Here is a 16,040-nt window from a genome sequence, read left to right as displayed (position 1 = left end):
CATGCACGGCGGTGATATTTACAGAAACAGTATTCATTTCGATTTTTCAGTAAACACTAATCCACTGGGGGTTCCATCAGAGGTACAGTGGGTTCTTACTGAAGCAGCTTTACACGCAGGAAGATATCCTGACATTGTTCACGAAAGCTTAGTTACAGAAACAGCTAAGATGTTTAATGTAATAAATGATGTTGTGGTATATGGAAATGGCGCATCTGAAATCATAATGGCTATATGCCATGCCCTGCTTCCTAAAAAGGCTATGCTTGTAGTTCCCTGTTTTTCAGGATACGAATACTGCTTACAGGGAGCCTGCCCAAAATGTGATGTGGTTTATTATCAGCTAAAGGAAAGCGATGATTTTAAACTGACAGGAGGCATATTAGATGCCATCGAAACAGAAAAGCCTAGGGTACTGTTTCTTACAAATCCTAACAATCCTAATGGGCTATTAATTGATAAGGATTTGCTTGAGCGAATAATTGAAACCTGCGAAAGCATTTCTTGTACAGTGGTAGTTGATGAGTGTTTCCTTACACTTACAGGCAAGGAAAAGGAACTTTCATTAGCTTACAACATCAGAAAGTATAAATCACTTGTTGTCCTTAGGGCATTTACAAAGACCTTTGCTATTCCTGGAGTTAGACTAGGTTACGCCATCTGCTCACGCAAAATTCTTGCAGAAGGCATTAAGGCTCATTTGCCTGAATGGAATCTATCTATCTTTGCCCAAATGGCAGGGGCAGAATGTCTTAAGCACATGGATTATGTAGAAGATTCAGTAAAAATCCTAAACGCAGAGCGAAAATATTTGAGTGAGGAGCTCACAGCTTTAGGCTTTGAGGTTTATCCTACGGAGGCTAATTACATCCTGTTTAAAACAAAAAAAAGGGATTTGGCAGAAAGATTACTTGAGTATAATATCATGATAAGAGATTGCTCAGATTACGTAGGGCTTGAGGAAGGCTATTATAGAGTTGCAATCAAATTACACAATGAGAATAATGGATTGATTTCAGCATTGGAGAATATTCTGAATGAGTAAGACAACTTGTGGCAGCGCTGCTGTAGTGTGTTAGAAAATAGAAGGAGAATAGCATTATGAAACTTGGAATAGTTGGAAATGGAGTTATCGTTCAAGAGATACTTACATTTATTGATGAGATTGGTTTTGATGAGATTTATATTTGCGGAAGAAAGGCAAGTGAGGACAAGCTTAATGCTTTGGCAAGTAAATTTCATTTGAATCAGGTTTTTACAGATTATGATAAGCTACTTTCAAGTGATGTAGATGTGATATATATTGGGCTGCTTAATGATATGCATTATGATTACGCTGTGAAGGCACTTCAGGCTAAAAAGCATGTGATATGCGAGAAGCCTATGTGTGTTACTTTAGCTGAGGTGGAAGAGCTTGAGAAGAAGGCTAAGGAAAATGGTGTGATGATATTTGAAGCTATGAGTATATATCATATGCCAGCTTATAAACAGCTGCAGCAAGATGTAAAGCTTGTGGGTGATGTGAAGTTTTGTAACTTCAATTATAGTCAGATGTCCAGAAGATATAAGGCTTTCCATGAAGGCGGTGAGGCACCGGCTGTGTTTTCACCTGACCATGCAGGGGGATGCCTTAGGGATTTGAATGTATATAATATTTCTGCAATGGTGGGATTGTTTGGAATGCCTGAACAGGTGATATACAGTGCAAATATGGAGCGAGGCATTGATACAAGTGGAGCTTTGCTTGCAGATTATGGCAGCTTTAAGTGCATCTGCATGGCTACAAAGGATTGTAATGCTCCAGGACCAAGCACTATTCAGGGGGTGGATGGTACAGTTTGTATTTATCCTCATGTAAATGGGATGACTGAGTATGATGTACTTTTCAATGATGCAGATACTGATACAAAAGAAGTGTCTCTTTCAGATGGAAGTAATCGCCTGTACTTTGAATTTGCTGAATTTAAGCGTGCCATTGAAGAGAAGGACACTTCTTTGATGGAAAAGATTTTAGGATATAGTAAGATGGTGGCGAAGATTATTGACTTGGCTACAGCTTAGCAATATAGCTTCGCATTGTGTTCATTACAAGCTTCTTGTTGCCACTCCAAAGAGGGGCAATGAGGAGCTTTTTTGGTCCGTCGCCAGTAAGCCGGTGAATAATAGTTTCTTTAGGAAGAGCCATTAGGCAGCGGCCTACAATTTCACAGTATTCATCTAATTCGTATATACGAAATGGATTTTCTTCATACATCTCAGCCAGCTTTGTGCCCTTAAGCACGTGAAGAAGCTGTAGCTTGATTCCAAATAAAGTAGGATTAAGCTTTGCTAAATATTTTACTGTTTCAATAATGTCGTCATCTGATTCCCCAGGTAGGCCTAAAATTACATGGACTACCACCTTAAGCCCAGCATTAGTAAGCCTTTTATATGCATCCTCAAAAACAGGCAGTTCATAACCACGATTAATTAGCTTTGCAGTACTTTCATGAATAGTCTGAAGGCCAAGCTCCACCCAGAATTCCTTATCCTTATTTAGATTCCCCAAAAAATCAATCATTTCATCAGACAGGCAATCTGGTCTGGTTCCAATGGAAAGACCTACAATCTCTGGATAATCAAGCACTCGTTTAAACAAATCCATAAGATATGCTTCATCCCCATAGGTGTTAGTAAAGGACTGGAAATATGCTATATATTTTCGTTCGTTTGCTGGAATCTTAGCTGGTATTTTAGCATCGACTTTTTCACGGGCATAGGCAATCTGTTCATCTAAATCCATGCCTGTAGCGGCAAAATCCCCAGAGCCACCCTCGGAGCAGAATATGCAGCCACCATAAGAAATAGTTCCATCCCTATTAGGGCATGTGCAGCCTGTTGAAAGAGAAAGCTTGTACACTTTTGTTCCATATTTACTTTTTAGATAATCGGATAAACTAATGTAATTCATACTAAGATAATATAGTCCATTGGCTTATTTTTCAATAGTCGACAGGAAAACGTTTGTTTGCATTTGCCTAAATATGTTGTATTATATATTAAGAGGTTATTTTATGTCAGATAGATTGATTTTTCACGTAGATGTTAATAGTGCTTTTGTTTCCTGGTCGGCTGTTGAGATGCTTAAAAACGGCGGGCCTGATTTGCGTGAGGTTCCATCTATAGTTGGTGGTGATCCAAAATCAAGGCGAGGCATAGTTGCAGCCAAATCTATTCCTGCCAAAAAGTACGGAATAGTAACAGGGGAGCCAGTTAGTGCAGCCCTAAGAAAATGCCCTAATCTGGTTATCGCTGGTTCCAACTTTAAGTGGTACGTGAAATGCTCCAGAGCTTTTAAGGCAATTTGTCAGGAATATACTCCTTGTATGCAATCCTTTTCAATTGACGAAGTGTTCCTTGATATGTCAGGCATGCATCTGATTTATCCAGACCCTATTGCCACAGCTCATGAAATAAAGGATAGGATTTATAAGGAGCTTGGATTTACTGTAAATGTTGGAATAGGTCCTAACAAGCTTTGCGCTAAGATGGCATCAGATTTCGAAAAGCCTAATAAGGTTCATACATTATTTTTAGATGAAATACCTAAGAAAATGTGGCCTCTTCCTGTAGGTGAGCTTTTTTCATGTGGCAAATCTACTACAGCCAGGTTAAAGAGCCTTAATATAAAAACAATAGGTGAGCTTGCAGCAACTCCTGTAAATCAGCTGGCACTGGTTCTTGGCGAAAGGGCGGCAGTGCATTTTCATAACTATGCTAATGGGTATGACGACTCGCCTGTTGTGGATGAGCCTGAGGATGCTAAGGGATATTCAGCCGAGACAACGGTAGAGGATGATTTGGTAGATTTGGAATCTATTAACAGATTGCTTTTGGCTCAGGCTGATGTGGTGGCTGCCAGAATGAGGGCAGATAATGGTAAATGCAGGTGTGTCGGGGTTACCTTCAGGAATCTTGATTTTGTTAATAAATCACATCAAACTAAGCTAAGTGATGCTACAGATGTTACAGAGGTTATATATCAAACTGCCAAAAGGCTTATGAGGGAAAGCTGGCAAGGAGAGCCCCTTAGACTTATAGGGCTTTCTGTTACTGATATAGATAGAGATGGCTTTGAACAAATGAGCTTATTTGCAGATGAAAATAAGGAAAAAAGAAAGGCGTTGGATGGGGCACTGGATTCCATCAGGGGTAAATTTGGAAATGCTTCTGTCCAAAGAGCCAGCACCATTGATACCAGCAAAAATATTAACAGGCGTCATAAGGCAGAAATGGAAGACAATAGAGAAAAATAGCAATAATTTTTCAAGGTTTTTTCTAAAGAATACAGGTGTTTAATTCCTCTTTGAAATAGTAAGATTACACCATCAAATAAAGGGGGAATTAGACATGGGAATAATGATTAGACCAACAGTTAGAAAGCTTACTGATGGAGGAAAGTTTTGGGAGCATGAATATGAGCACTTCTATCTAAAGGCTTACGTTCCAAAAACAGATATAGATGGAACAGTGCTTAACTACGGATTTAAGGCTCCAATGTTAATTGTTTTTGAGGAAACTAAAAAGACAGAGGAAGAGGCAATTGCTTTTGCTAAGGAATCAGGATTAGCCGATATTGCAGCTTCATACGATTCAAGTGTGTTATTTGTATATCCTACTTGCAATGGCGGTTGGGATAATGCAGATGTTAGCCTTTACAAAGAGCTTATTGCCAATACTAGAATTGACCCTAGATACGAAGATGGAATTGTAGAATACTACGATTTTCCAAACAAGCAGTTTAGGGGATATTATATCCGCGGTGCTATTTACAGAGCAGATATTTTTAGCTTTGGCAAATCTGCTGATTATTGTGCTAAGAATCTTATACAGACAATTGATGGGGAATATCTTTGGGGACCAGGTGAGATTACACCGATAATGATTTCTATGGAAGGTCTTTCAGTTGTACCTGATGTAAGGCGTAAGGATATTGCTATTATAAGTGTAGGGAATTCTTTAGAAGTTAACGAGGCTTTTGAGTCATGTGAGCATGTGATGATTAAGGATAAGGCTGATTATGTTGCAGATTTTAAGAGCTTTATCTGGAAATATAAAATGTGGTGTGGCAAGGTGGAAATCGAGCCAGACTTTAATGAAATAGGTATGGTGGCAGAGCCTGGAGATGGTTATTTTGCCTACTACAATAAAGGCATATTTGACAAAGGACCAGCGCCTCTTGTAATAGGATTTCATGGTGGCGGTGATTCCGCATTATTTTTAACATACGTTTCAGGCTGGTGGGAGGTTTGCCATAAGCATAACTTTTTGTTTGTTGCAATCGAAAATCATCAGAATGTAACACCTACCAAGGCTATACAGATTATTGAAGGTCTTAAGAAGCGATACAACATAGATGAGAAGAGAATTTATGCCACAGGATTTTCTATGGGAAGTGCAAAGACTTGGGATATGTTTCAGGAATATCCAAATGTATTTGCTGCAGTGGCTCCACAGAGCGCACTGTTTCCAGTAAAGGATAATCCATTTGGCAAATCACTTGGTGACCCAGGCATGAACACATCAGTGTCAGTTCCAATCTTTTATGCCGGAGGTGTAAAGAGTCCACTTCCAGAATTGCCATTTCAGGCAAATGAATCTTTAGAGCGTATTCAATATGCAGCATCGGTTAATAAGCTAAAGATTAATTTTGATGTGGATTTTTCAGATAAAGACAACTGGGAAGATAAAATCTACGGTATACCAGGTGACAGGGTAGAGAAGTTTAAGGATCCATCTACTGGTGGTGTGCTTACTGTCAATTATTATGACAGCAAAGATGGAGTGTGCCGTACAGCCTTTGGAAGTGTGGATAATCAGGTACATGAATGTAGAGAACACACCTGTGAGGTGGCTTGGAACTTCATGTCATCATTTACAAAATAGCAAAAAAAACAAGGGGATTTCACAATGACAAGAATTTTATTTGTTTGCCATGGTTCAATCTGTCGCTCACCAATGGCTAAGTACGTTATGCAGGATATGGTTGAAAAGAAAGGAATAGCGGAGGAGTTTTATATAGATTGTGCTGCTATGACCTACGAAGAAATTGGAAATCCAGTGTATCCACCAGTTAGGCAGCTGCTAAATAGCAAGGGGATAGATTGCAGTGGATATGGGGCGCGACATATTAGAAAGGATGAGTATAGGGATTTTGACTATATCATCGGGATGGATGCAGAAAATATGCGTGACCTTAGGTATGAATTTGGCGAGGACAGGGAAGGCAAAATCTATAGATTGTTAGATTTTACTGATAGGCCTAGGGATATTGATGATCCATGGTACACAAGAAAGTTCGATGTTTGCTATGAAGATGTAGTAAATGGTTGTAATGGATTATTAAAGCATTTAGGATATGATATTTAACTAAGAAAAGCTAGCAAAACGCTAGCTTTTCTTGTATTTTGCTATAAATTCATCTGGTGGTATTGGCTTTGAGAAGTACCAGCCTTGTAGATAATCGCAACCGATTTCGGTCATGGCTTTTGCCATTTCAAGGGTTTCTATTCCTTCGGCTGTGATGCTGTAACCGTTGCTTTTTAGTGTTTCAATTAACATTGGAAGCATCTGGTCAGGTGCAGCACAGTAATCCCAAACAAGACTCATATCTATCTTTACATTGATGAATGGGAAATGCTTTAGGCGGCTGGCGTTTGAATATCCTGTGCCGTAATCATCTAATGCGAATACAAAGCCAATCTTTTGAATTTCCTGAATCTGGCTTTTCATAATGGATTCATCAATAATAGCGGCTTCTGTAATCTCTAAATGTATTTCAGATGGATTTACATTGTATTTCTTAGTAAAAGCTTCAAAGGTATGGGCTAAGTCGTTCTTCATAAACTGGGCAGTGGAAAGGTTTACGTTAATCCACTTCATATTAAAGGAAGATAGGCTGTTTTCACTGATAAACTTACAGGTGTTTTCAAATACCTGCTCACCTAACTGATTAATTCTACCATTACTTTCGGCAATGGATATAAACTTGCCAGGAGGAATGATGTTTCCTTCATAATCTCTGATTCTGCATAGACTTTCTGCGCCAACAAGCTCATATGTATGGGCATCCACAATAGGCTGTAGGAATATTTCTACAGAATTGCTTTCGATGGATTTTTCTAAGCATCTTTTTATAGTGGTGGATTCCTCGCTTGCATCAAATTGAGTTTCGCTTATTATGTATGTTTCATTTTCTGTGTTGCTGACAAACTCTAAGGAATTGGCTAACACGTTTAAGATTGCATCTGTAGAGTATCTGGTGCAGTTGCAATCAATTTTTGTAAAGCTTACGTTTAAGTAAAGCTCAGTATCATCAGATGTCCAAGGCTCACTAAATCTATTTTCGATATCTGTTAAAATATCATCCATGTCCACATCAGGTTTTGCAATTATAATGAACCTGCCGGAGCGATAATAGAATAAAAGTAAATCAGGAAAAGTCTTCTTTAAATAAGAACCAATTAAGCCGATACCGTTATCCATTTGTTTTCGTCCATATATTTCTACAACCTCTTCATAATGGTTTATAATAAATGCGGCAATCACAAAGTGTTTTTTAGAATTCATTTCATTTAAATACATTCTAAGCCCTTCTGTATTAAAGAGCCTGGTTCTTATATCGATATAAAAATCAGGATTCATAAACACAAGATTGATTGTCAAAATTGCCATGATACAAAATGTATCCATCAAAAGAAATTGTGGTATAAAGGTTCTGCAAGTTAGGCCAATGCATAGCAATACAAGATATATGGCAATTCCATATAATTCGCGACGTCGTTTTATATTTTTTCGATAAACTATGGAAACATAAGCACTAAATAATATATAGAAGAAAAATATAAATACAATTAACATATAGTATTTTCCACGATGATAGCCAGTTTCATCTACACTATATATGGCTTTGGTCCATGGGGATGAAATAATAACAAGTTCATTGAATATTAGCGGAAGTTGGCATAGAAAGGTTCTAAATTTATTTTCACTAGGGTCTAGTCCCAAAAAACTGCAGGTAAAGGCAAAGAAGGCTTGCCCTTGGATTGCAAAGAAAATGAAGAATACCATGTTTGTCAATATAACAATAGTTCTAGGTAAATCTCTATATTCTTCACATGCCCAGCTGGAAATAATATTAGAAGAAATGACTATAGCTTCAATAATTAATAAATCTACGAAATATCTATCAACCCTAAGCGGAAGACGCTTAAGTAAAAAATAATTTGACATTAATAGGCCTAGTATCATAAGGCTAGGTATGGCAAAGCTGTAATCCCACATATTTAGTCTCCTAAAAATGATGTAATAAACAAACCTTTCACTCTTATTTTATTTGAGTGGAACAGTCTTTTCCAATGAACAATTTGTGTCCTAGAAATAAAGCTTGTTAGCGCCACTGATTATCTGTTAAAATAGGGCGAAGTTTGAATATAGAAATGGATTAATAGTATGAGTATTTTAAATGTTGAGCATTTATCCCATGGATTTGGTGATAGAGCGATTTTTGAAGATGTTTCCTTTAGATTACTTAAGGGAGAGCACATTGGGCTTGTTGGAGCTAACGGTGAAGGTAAATCTACTTTTATGAATATTATCACAGGAAAGCTTCAGCCAGACGAAGGTAAGATAGAGTGGTCTAAGAAGGTGCGTGTTGGCTATCTTGACCAGCACACAGTCCTTGAAAAGGGAATGACTATCGGTGATGTGCTTCGTTCAGCCTTTGATTTCCTATATGAGATGGAAACAGAGATGAACGATATCTATGCAAGCCTTGGTGATGTTACTGATGATAATGAAATGAACAAGCGCATGGAGGAGGCTGGAACTATTGCAGACCTTCTTACAATGCATGATTTTTACATGATAGATTCTAAGGTGGAAGAGGTTGCAAGAGCACTTGGAGTACTTGACCTTGGCCTTGACAGAGATGTTACTGAGCTATCAGGTGGACAGCGTACCAAGGTGCTGATGGCGAAGCTGCTCCTTGAAAAGCCTGACATACTGCTTTTGGATGAGCCTACTAACTATTTGGATGTGGAACATATTGAATGGCTTAAAAGATATCTTAATGATTATGAAAATGCCTTCATTCTTATTTCCCATGATGTGCCATTTTTGAATTCTGTTATTAATCTGATTTATCACATGGATAACAAGAAGCTGGAGCGATACGTGGGAGATTATGATAAGTTCCAGGAAGTATATGCTATGAAGCAGGCTCAGCTGGAGGCTGCATATAACAAGCAGCAGAAGGAGATTGCCGAGCTTAAGGATTTTGTTGCCAGAAATAAAGCAAATGTGGCTACTCGTAATATGGCAATGTCTCGTCAGAAGAAGCTTGATAAGATGGATAAGATTGAGCTTGCTGCTGAAAAGCCAAAGCCGGAATTTTATTTTAAGGAAGCGAGAACACCAAGTAGAGTGATTTTCTCAACAAAGGATTTGGTAATTGGATATGATAAGGATGAGCCTTTATCAAAGCCGCTTAACCTGGAGATGCAAAGAAAGCAGAAAGTGGTTCTTACAGGAGCAAATGGTATTGGAAAGACAACACTGCTTAAGAGTATTTTAGGTTTGATTCCACCAATTTCAGGCACAGTATATCAGGGAGAGTTCCTTGAAATAGGATATTTTGAGCAGGAGATGGATCAGCATATTTCAACTACATGTATTGAAGAGATATGGAATGAGTTCCCTTCTTACAACCAAAGCGAAGTACGTGCTGCTCTTGCAAAGTGCGGCCTTACAACAAAACACATTGAAAGCCTATGCCGCGTATTATCAGGTGGAGAGCAGGCTAAGGTTAGACTTTGCAAGCTACTTAATCGTGAGACTAATTTACTTCTTCTTGACGAGCCTACTAACCACTTGGATGTGGATGCAAAGGATGAGCTAAAGCGCGCCCTTAAGGAATATAATGGCTCTATCCTCATGGTTTGTCATGAGCCAGAGTTTTATGAAGGTCTTGCAACAGATGTGTGGGATGTTAGTCAATGGACTACAAAAGTATTATAAAAATGCATTAAAAGACAAATTAAATTGTACACAATATATACACTATTAATATAGCACTTTTTATAATAGTGTGCTAAAATTAAGTGTTGTTTAGATAATAAATTTTTCTTTGGAAGGAAGGTTACATTATGACAAAGATTGATATAATTTCAGGTTTTTTAGGTGCAGGTAAGACTACTTACATTAAGAAGATGCTTGAGGAAGCATACAAGGGTGAGAAGGTAGTTCTTATTGAAAACGAATTTGGTGAGGTAGGTATCGATGGCGGTTTCCTTAAGGATGCTGGTATTACTATTTCAGAAATGAACTCAGGATGTATTTGTTGCTCACTTGTTGGAGATTTTGATAAGAATCTTCACGAGGTTCTTGAGAAATTCAGCCCAGACAGAATTCTTATTGAGCCATCAGGTGTTGGTAAGCTTTCAGATGTTATGACATCAGTTATCAAGCTTGAGGAATCAGCTGATGTTAAGCTTACTGGTCTTGTTACAGTCGTTAATGCTCTTAAGGCTTCTAAGCAGATGAAGGCCTTTGGTGAGTTCTTCAACAACCAGATTGAGTTTGCTACAACAGTAGTATTATCACGTTCACAGACAGCTACTGAGGATCAGCTTGAGTTCTGCGTTAAGCAGATTCAGAAGCTTAATCCAAAGGCTGCTATTATTACAACACCTTGGGATGAAATCACAGGTGAAAAGCTTCTCTCAGTTATGGAGGGACAGGACAATCTTGCATCAGAGATGAAGCATCTTGCAGAAGAAGCCCATGAGCATGAAGAAGAGGAACATGAGCACGAGCATCATCATAATCATGACCACGAGGAGCATGAGCACGAGCATCATCACGATCATGACCACGAGGAGCATGAGCACGAGCATCATCACGATCATGACCATGAGGAACACGATCACGAACATCATCATGAGCATGGCGAGAATTGCACATGCGGTTGTCATGATCACGACCATGAGCATCATCATCACCATCATGCAGATGATGTATTTACTACATGGGGCAAGGAGACACCTCACAAGTTCGAGAAGTCTACTATCGAAAATGCTATGAAGGCATTTGCTAACACAAACGATTATGGAACAATCATCCGTTCAAAGGGTATGGTTGAGGATGTTAACGGTGGATGGATTTACTTCGACTTCGTTGATGGCGAGTATGAATTAAGAAGTGGCGAGCCAGATTACACAGGACGTCTTGTAGTTATCGGTGCTGATATTGACGAGCACAAGATTGAAGAGATTTTCGGATTATAATTTAGAGGTTTTTTATGGCAAAGGATATACCAGTTTACGTCTTTACTGGATTTATGGATAGTGGAAAAACTACCCTTATCCAGGAGACTTTGTTTGAAAATGATTTCACCCAGGGCGGTGATGATAAAATCCTCATTATTGCATGTGAGGATGGAGATGTTGAATACGACATTGAAAAGCTTAAGACAGTTAATGCTAAGGTTACAATGATTGAAAACGAAGAGGATTTCAATCTAGAGAACCTTAACAAGCTTCAGAAGGAATATGACCCAGATGTTATCTTCCTTGAGTACAACGGTACCTGGGGTGTGGATCACATATATGATGAACAGCTTCCAGAAGGTTGGGTACCAGCTCAGTCTTTAGCAACTGTTGATGCTACCACATTTGAGAATTACCTTAACAATATGCGTACCATGATGATGGAACAGCTGTTTAAGGCAGAGGTAGTTATTTTTAACAGATGTACAGATGACACACCAAAGACTAAGTTCCGCGGTCAGATTAAATCTATGAACAGACCAGCTCAGATTGTATATGAGAGAGCAGATGGTACTGTTGATGATTCTCCAGAGGAGCTTCCATTTGATATTAATGCAGATGTGATAGAGATTACAGATGCTGATTATGCTCTTTGGTTTATGGATTGTATGGAGACACCTAAGAAGTATGATGGTAAGAAGGTTCATTTCACTGGCCTTGTTTACAATCCTAACGATGGAAAGCTTCGCCGTGATGTATTTGTTCCAGGAAGATTTGCTATGACATGTTGCGTAGAGGATATTCAGTTCCTTGGTATGAAATGTAAATGGGACAAGGCATCATCATTAGAGCATAGAAGCTGGATTGATATTACAGCTCAGATAAAGGTTGAGTTCGCTAAGGAATATAAGGGTAAGGGGCCAGTTCTTTATCCAATTAGTGTAGAACCTACTGAAAAGCCTGAGGATGAGTTAGTATATTTTAGTTAAAAGTCTTTAAAATAGCCTCTAGTAAATAAACTAGAGGCTATTTATTAGTATTTGGTTAATTTAACACTTTACAATGCTAAAGTAAAAAGATATAATACCTGATTAAAGGATGATAGGGAAGGAGTCTAATTTATGTATTCAATCTTAAAAAAGGAAAAGCTTTCAGATAAGATTTTCCTAATGGTTGTCAAGGCACCTCGCGTTGCTGCAGGATGTTTGCCAGGACAGTTTATTATTGTAAAAATCGACGAAGAGGGCGAGCGTATTCCACTTACTATTTGTGATTACGATAGAGCCGAGGGTACAGTTACAATAGTATTTCAGACTGTTGGTGCATCTACAGAGCGTATGGCACTTCTTAATGAGGGGGATGCATTTGATGATTTTGTTGGACCACTTGGTCAGCCATCAGAGCTTTGCTTAGAAGAGAATCTTGAAGAGACTAAAAAGAAGAACATCGTTTTCATAGCAGGTGGTGTTGGTACAGCGCCAGTATATCCTCAGGTTAAATGGCTTAAGGAACATGGCATTGATTCAACAGTTATCATTGGTGCACGTACAAAGGACATCCTTTTCTACGAAGAGGAAATGAAGGCTGTAGCAACTAATCTTTATCTTGCAACAGATGATGGAAGCTACGGATTCCATGGAAATGGTTGTCAGCAGCTTCAGGCTTTATGGGATGAAGGCAAGAGATTTGATCACTGCGTAGCAATTGGTCCTATGATTATGATGAAATTTGTATGCTTACTTACAAAGGATCTTGGCATTCCTACAGTAGTTTCTATGAACCCAATCATGGTTGATGGAACTGGTATGTGTGGAGCTTGCCGTCTTGTTGTTGGCGATGAGGTTAAGTTTGCTTGTGTTGATGGACCAGAGTTTGACGGACACCTAGTTGATTTTGATCAGGCTATGGCTCGTAGCAAGCAGTACAAGACAGAGGAAGGTAGAGCACTTCTGAAGCTTCAGGAGGGCGATACACACCACGGCGGATGCGGAAATTGCGGAGGTGACAAATAATGGCAGATATGATGGTTAGAGTACCTATTTCAGAGCAGGACCCTAAGGTTCGTGCTACAAACTTTGAAGAGGTATGTTTAGGATATACAGAAGAAGAGGCAGTTGCTGAGGCAAGCCGTTGTCTTAATTGTAAAAAGCCAATGTGCGTAGGCGGTTGCCCGGTTTCTATTAATATCCCTGCATTTATTGAGCAGGTTAAGGAACGCAATTTTGAAAAGGCTTACGAGATTATATCTGAGTCATCAGCACTTCCAGCAGTTTGCGGACGTGTTTGTCCACAGGAATCTCAGTGCGAAGGTAAATGTATCCGTGGTATCAAGGGCGAGGCTGTAGCTATTGGTAAGCTAGAGAGATTTGTAGCTGACTGGGCTAGAGAAAATGGAATCAAGCCTAAGAATACATCTACTCCTAATGGCCACAAGGTAGCTGTTATTGGTTCAGGCCCTTCTGGTCTTACAGCAGCAGGAGACCTTGCAAAGGCTGGATATGATGTTACAGTATTTGAAGCTCTTCATGAGATGGGCGGTGTACTTGTTTATGGTATCCCAGAGTTCCGTCTTCCTAAGGATAAGGTAGTTAAGGCCGAGGTTGAAAACGTAAAGGCCCTTGGTGTTAAGTTTGAAAAGAACGTAATCATTGGCCGCTCAATTACAATTGATGAGCTTATTGAAAAGGAAGGCTTTGAGGCAGTATTTATTGGTTCAGGTGCAGGACTTCCAATGTTTATGCATATTCCTGGTGAGCAGGCTAACGGCGTGTTCTCAGCAAACGAATTCCTTACAAGAAACAATCTTATGAAGGCATTCAAGGAAGGCTATGACACACCAATTGCCCGCGGCAAGAAGGTAGTAGTTGTTGGTGGTGGTAACGTTGCTATGGATGCTGCACGTACAGCACTTCGTCTTGGGGCAGAGGTTCACGTAGTATATCGTCGTTCAGAGGCTGAGCTGCCTGCAAGAGCAGAAGAAGTACATCATGCTAAGGAAGAGGGCGTTATCTTTGATCTTCTTCAGAACCCTGTTGAAATTCTTGTTAACGAGGAAGGTTCAGTTAAGGGCTGTAAGATTATTAAGATGGAACTGGGCGAGCCAGATGCTTCAGGCAGACGCAGACCAGTTGAAATCCCAGGTTCAGAATATGAAATTGAATGTGATACAGTAATCATGTCACTTGGTACATCACCAAACCCACTTATCTCAAGCACAACAGCAGGACTTGAGACAAACAAGAAGGGCTGCCTTATTGCAACAGAGGATGGCGCAACAACAAAGGCTGGCGTTTACGCTGGTGGTGATGCGGTAACAGGTGCCGCAACAGTTATCCTGGCTATGGGTGCTGGAAAGACAGCAGCTGCAGCCATCGATGAATATTTCAAGAATAAATAAAATGTTATTGGTTAGAAAATCCACCTTATTTAGGGTGGATTTTCTTATTTATGTCACAAATTCATGATATATTTGCTTTACAATCCTTAAGTTTTGCGATGGAGGTATTACCTATGGCATTTGTTGAATTTAAGAATGTAGGCAAAACCTATAAGACTGGTGATATAAAAATTGAAGCATTGAAGGATGTTAATTTTGAGATAGAAGAGGGGGAATTTTGTATTATTGTAGGAGCCTCAGGGGCAGGCAAGACTACAATACTTAATATTCTAGGTGGTATGGATACCCTTACAGCTGGTGGAGTATATCTTGCTGATAGAGACATATCAGGCTATAGTCCTAGGGAACTAACCAGCTATAGGCGTTATGATGTAGGCTTTGTATTTCAGTTTTATAATCTGGTGGGAAATCTTACTGCTAAGGAAAATGTGGAATTGGCAGCTCAGATTTGCAAGGATCCTATTGGAGCAGAGGAAATACTTACTTCTGTGGGTTTAAAGGATAGAATGAATAATTTTCCTGCTCAGCTATCAGGTGGCGAGCAACAAAGAGTTGCTATAGCAAGAGCTTTGGCAAAAAATCCTAAGCTACTTTTGTGTGATGAGCCTACAGGAGCCCTTGATGATGAAACAGGACGAGCGGTGCTTAAGCTATTGCAGGAAACCTGCAAGAAGAATCATAAAACAGTAGTTGTAATTACCCACAATCATGCCTTGACGGCAATGGCTGATAGAGTGATAACCGTAAAATCTGGAACAGTTTCAAGCATTAAGCTAAACGAGAATCCTAAGAGCGTTGATGAGATAATTTGGTAAATGTAATTATTTTAGAACATAGTTTCAAATTGGTATTCCTTGTTTATAGGTGATATGTATGCTGTTGGTTTCATTATTAAGAGAAATTAAAGATACCTTTGGCAGATTTTTAGCATTGCTATTAATCATTGCTCTTGGCGTGGGATTTTTTGCAGGATTAAAGGTAACAGATCCTGCTATGCGCACATCTATGCACGATTATTTAAAGGACAAGGAATTTTTTGATTTTCGATTAGTTTCTACATTAGGGCTTGAAGATGAAGATATAAATTATCTGGGAAATAATATAAAAGCAAGGGCTGTAGAGCCAATGTCATTAAGTTAAGATGGCAGCCAAAGGATCTCTATACCAGAAATGGTATAGGGGTCTTTTTATTTTGTGATAAAGGGGTTGACAAGGTGTTTCAGATGTGCGGCCGCTTTCGCTTTGAACTCAAGCAAAGAAGCGAAAGCGGCCCTTGTAATTAAGGGAATCTTGATTGCAAGGAGGTCGCATATGAAACCAAAACATTTAAAGAAACT

Annotated in this window: 14 protein-coding genes; 12 read left to right on the top strand and 2 right to left on the bottom strand. The window is 39.1% G+C overall.

Translation table 11 applies throughout. From position 1 onward, the window contains the following. The first annotated feature begins 1 nt into the window (after position 1). On the top strand, positions 2–1,045 hold the full coding sequence (locus IJ535_RS13650) for a pyridoxal phosphate-dependent aminotransferase (RefSeq protein ID WP_294303952.1): 1,044 nt from the start codon (positions 2–4) through the stop codon (positions 1,043–1,045). Between the two features lie 56 nt (positions 1,046–1,101). After that, positions 1,102–2,061, top strand: a complete 960-nt coding sequence (locus IJ535_RS13645; protein WP_294303951.1) for a Gfo/Idh/MocA family protein — start codon at positions 1,102–1,104, stop codon at positions 2,059–2,061. Here the strand turns inward: IJ535_RS13645 and IJ535_RS13640 are convergent. Further along, entirely contained in the window at positions 2,051–2,950 is a 900-nt protein-coding gene (locus tag IJ535_RS13640; RefSeq protein ID WP_294303949.1) for a TIGR01212 family radical SAM protein, read from the bottom strand. The genes IJ535_RS13645 and IJ535_RS13640 overlap by 11 nt on opposite strands. A 103-nt stretch (positions 2,951–3,053) precedes the next feature. Between IJ535_RS13640 and IJ535_RS13635 the strand changes: the two genes are divergently transcribed. From IJ535_RS13635 to IJ535_RS13625, 3 genes are all read left to right on the top strand, one after another. Further along, positions 3,054–4,295: a Y-family DNA polymerase gene (locus IJ535_RS13635; RefSeq protein WP_294303947.1), complete on the top strand. Its 1,242-nt coding sequence runs from the start codon at positions 3,054–3,056 to the stop codon at positions 4,293–4,295. Positions 4,296–4,389: 94 nt separating this feature from the next. Next, the gene (locus IJ535_RS13630) at positions 4,390–5,925 is read left to right on the top strand and encodes a hypothetical protein (RefSeq protein WP_294303943.1); all 1,536 of its coding nucleotides are present in this window, start codon (positions 4,390–4,392) and stop codon (positions 5,923–5,925) included. A 24-nt stretch (positions 5,926–5,949) separates the two neighbouring features. Continuing rightward, on the top strand, positions 5,950–6,408 hold the full coding sequence (locus IJ535_RS13625) for a low molecular weight protein-tyrosine-phosphatase (RefSeq protein ID WP_294303938.1): 459 nt from the start codon (positions 5,950–5,952) through the stop codon (positions 6,406–6,408). A gap of 21 nt (positions 6,409–6,429) precedes the next feature. Here IJ535_RS13625 and IJ535_RS13620 read toward each other — a convergent pair whose 3' ends face one another. Beyond that, entirely contained in the window at positions 6,430–8,322 is a 1,893-nt protein-coding gene (locus IJ535_RS13620) for an EAL domain-containing protein (protein WP_294303936.1), read from the bottom strand. A gap of 168 nt (positions 8,323–8,490) precedes the next feature. Between IJ535_RS13620 and IJ535_RS13615 the strand changes: the two genes are divergently transcribed. The 7 genes from IJ535_RS13615 (at position 8,491) to IJ535_RS13585 (ending at position 15,843) form a co-directional block, all read left to right on the top strand. Then, entirely contained in the window at positions 8,491–10,056 is a 1,566-nt protein-coding gene (locus IJ535_RS13615) for an ABC-F family ATP-binding cassette domain-containing protein (RefSeq protein ID WP_294303923.1), read from the top strand. A 128-nt stretch (positions 10,057–10,184) separates the two neighbouring features. Next, entirely contained in the window at positions 10,185–11,324 is a 1,140-nt protein-coding gene (locus tag IJ535_RS13610; RefSeq protein WP_294303922.1) for a GTP-binding protein, read from the top strand. 14 nt (positions 11,325–11,338) lie between these two features. After that, positions 11,339–12,295: a TIGR03943 family putative permease subunit gene (locus IJ535_RS13605; protein WP_294303920.1), complete on the top strand. Its 957-nt coding sequence runs from the start codon at positions 11,339–11,341 to the stop codon at positions 12,293–12,295. A gap of 132 nt (positions 12,296–12,427) precedes the next feature. Next, on the top strand, positions 12,428–13,318 hold the full coding sequence (locus tag IJ535_RS13600) for a sulfide/dihydroorotate dehydrogenase-like FAD/NAD-binding protein (RefSeq protein ID WP_294303900.1): 891 nt from the start codon (positions 12,428–12,430) through the stop codon (positions 13,316–13,318). Continuing rightward, positions 13,318–14,703: an NADPH-dependent glutamate synthase gene (gltA, locus tag IJ535_RS13595; RefSeq protein ID WP_294303898.1), complete on the top strand. Its 1,386-nt coding sequence runs from the start codon at positions 13,318–13,320 to the stop codon at positions 14,701–14,703. Before IJ535_RS13600 ends, gltA begins: the two co-directional genes overlap by 1 nt. A 113-nt stretch (positions 14,704–14,816) precedes the next feature. Then, positions 14,817–15,518, top strand: coding sequence for an ABC transporter ATP-binding protein (locus tag IJ535_RS13590; RefSeq protein WP_294294670.1), 702 nt, complete (start codon positions 14,817–14,819; stop codon positions 15,516–15,518). A 58-nt stretch (positions 15,519–15,576) separates the two neighbouring features. Next, a complete protein-coding gene (locus IJ535_RS13585; protein WP_294303896.1) occupies positions 15,577–15,843 on the top strand; it encodes a hypothetical protein in 267 nt (88 codons plus the stop codon). The last annotated feature ends 197 nt before the right edge of the window (positions 15,844–16,040 follow it).

Source organism: Pseudobutyrivibrio sp. (assembly GCF_017471675.1).
GTDB lineage: Bacteria > Bacillota > Clostridia > Lachnospirales > Lachnospiraceae > Pseudobutyrivibrio.
Note: the sequence above shows the minus strand (reverse complement) of the source record. Positions and strands in the feature narration are given on the sequence as shown.

Excerpts from the sequence above, each read along its gene's own strand:
- IJ535_RS13650 (WP_294303952.1), top strand. The coding sequence starts at position 2 with ATGCACGGCGGTGATATTTACAGAAACAGTATTCATTTCGATTTTTCA.
- IJ535_RS13645 (WP_294303951.1), top strand. The coding sequence starts at position 1,102 with ATGAAACTTGGAATAGTTGGAAATGGAGTTATCGTTCAAGAGATACTT.
- IJ535_RS13640 (WP_294303949.1), bottom strand. The coding sequence starts at position 2,950 with ATGAATTACATTAGTTTATCCGATTATCTAAAAAGTAAATATGGAACA.
- IJ535_RS13635 (WP_294303947.1), top strand. The coding sequence starts at position 3,054 with ATGTCAGATAGATTGATTTTTCACGTAGATGTTAATAGTGCTTTTGTT.
- IJ535_RS13630 (WP_294303943.1), top strand. The coding sequence starts at position 4,390 with ATGGGAATAATGATTAGACCAACAGTTAGAAAGCTTACTGATGGAGGA.
- IJ535_RS13625 (WP_294303938.1), top strand. The coding sequence starts at position 5,950 with ATGACAAGAATTTTATTTGTTTGCCATGGTTCAATCTGTCGCTCACCA.
- IJ535_RS13620 (WP_294303936.1), bottom strand. The coding sequence starts at position 8,322 with ATGTGGGATTACAGCTTTGCCATACCTAGCCTTATGATACTAGGCCTA.
- IJ535_RS13615 (WP_294303923.1), top strand. The coding sequence starts at position 8,491 with ATGAGTATTTTAAATGTTGAGCATTTATCCCATGGATTTGGTGATAGA.
- IJ535_RS13610 (WP_294303922.1), top strand. The coding sequence starts at position 10,185 with ATGACAAAGATTGATATAATTTCAGGTTTTTTAGGTGCAGGTAAGACT.
- IJ535_RS13605 (WP_294303920.1), top strand. The coding sequence starts at position 11,339 with ATGGCAAAGGATATACCAGTTTACGTCTTTACTGGATTTATGGATAGT.
- IJ535_RS13600 (WP_294303900.1), top strand. The coding sequence starts at position 12,428 with ATGTATTCAATCTTAAAAAAGGAAAAGCTTTCAGATAAGATTTTCCTA.
- gltA (WP_294303898.1), top strand. The coding sequence starts at position 13,318 with ATGGCAGATATGATGGTTAGAGTACCTATTTCAGAGCAGGACCCTAAG.
- IJ535_RS13590 (WP_294294670.1), top strand. The coding sequence starts at position 14,817 with ATGGCATTTGTTGAATTTAAGAATGTAGGCAAAACCTATAAGACTGGT.
- IJ535_RS13585 (WP_294303896.1), top strand. The coding sequence starts at position 15,577 with ATGCTGTTGGTTTCATTATTAAGAGAAATTAAAGATACCTTTGGCAGA.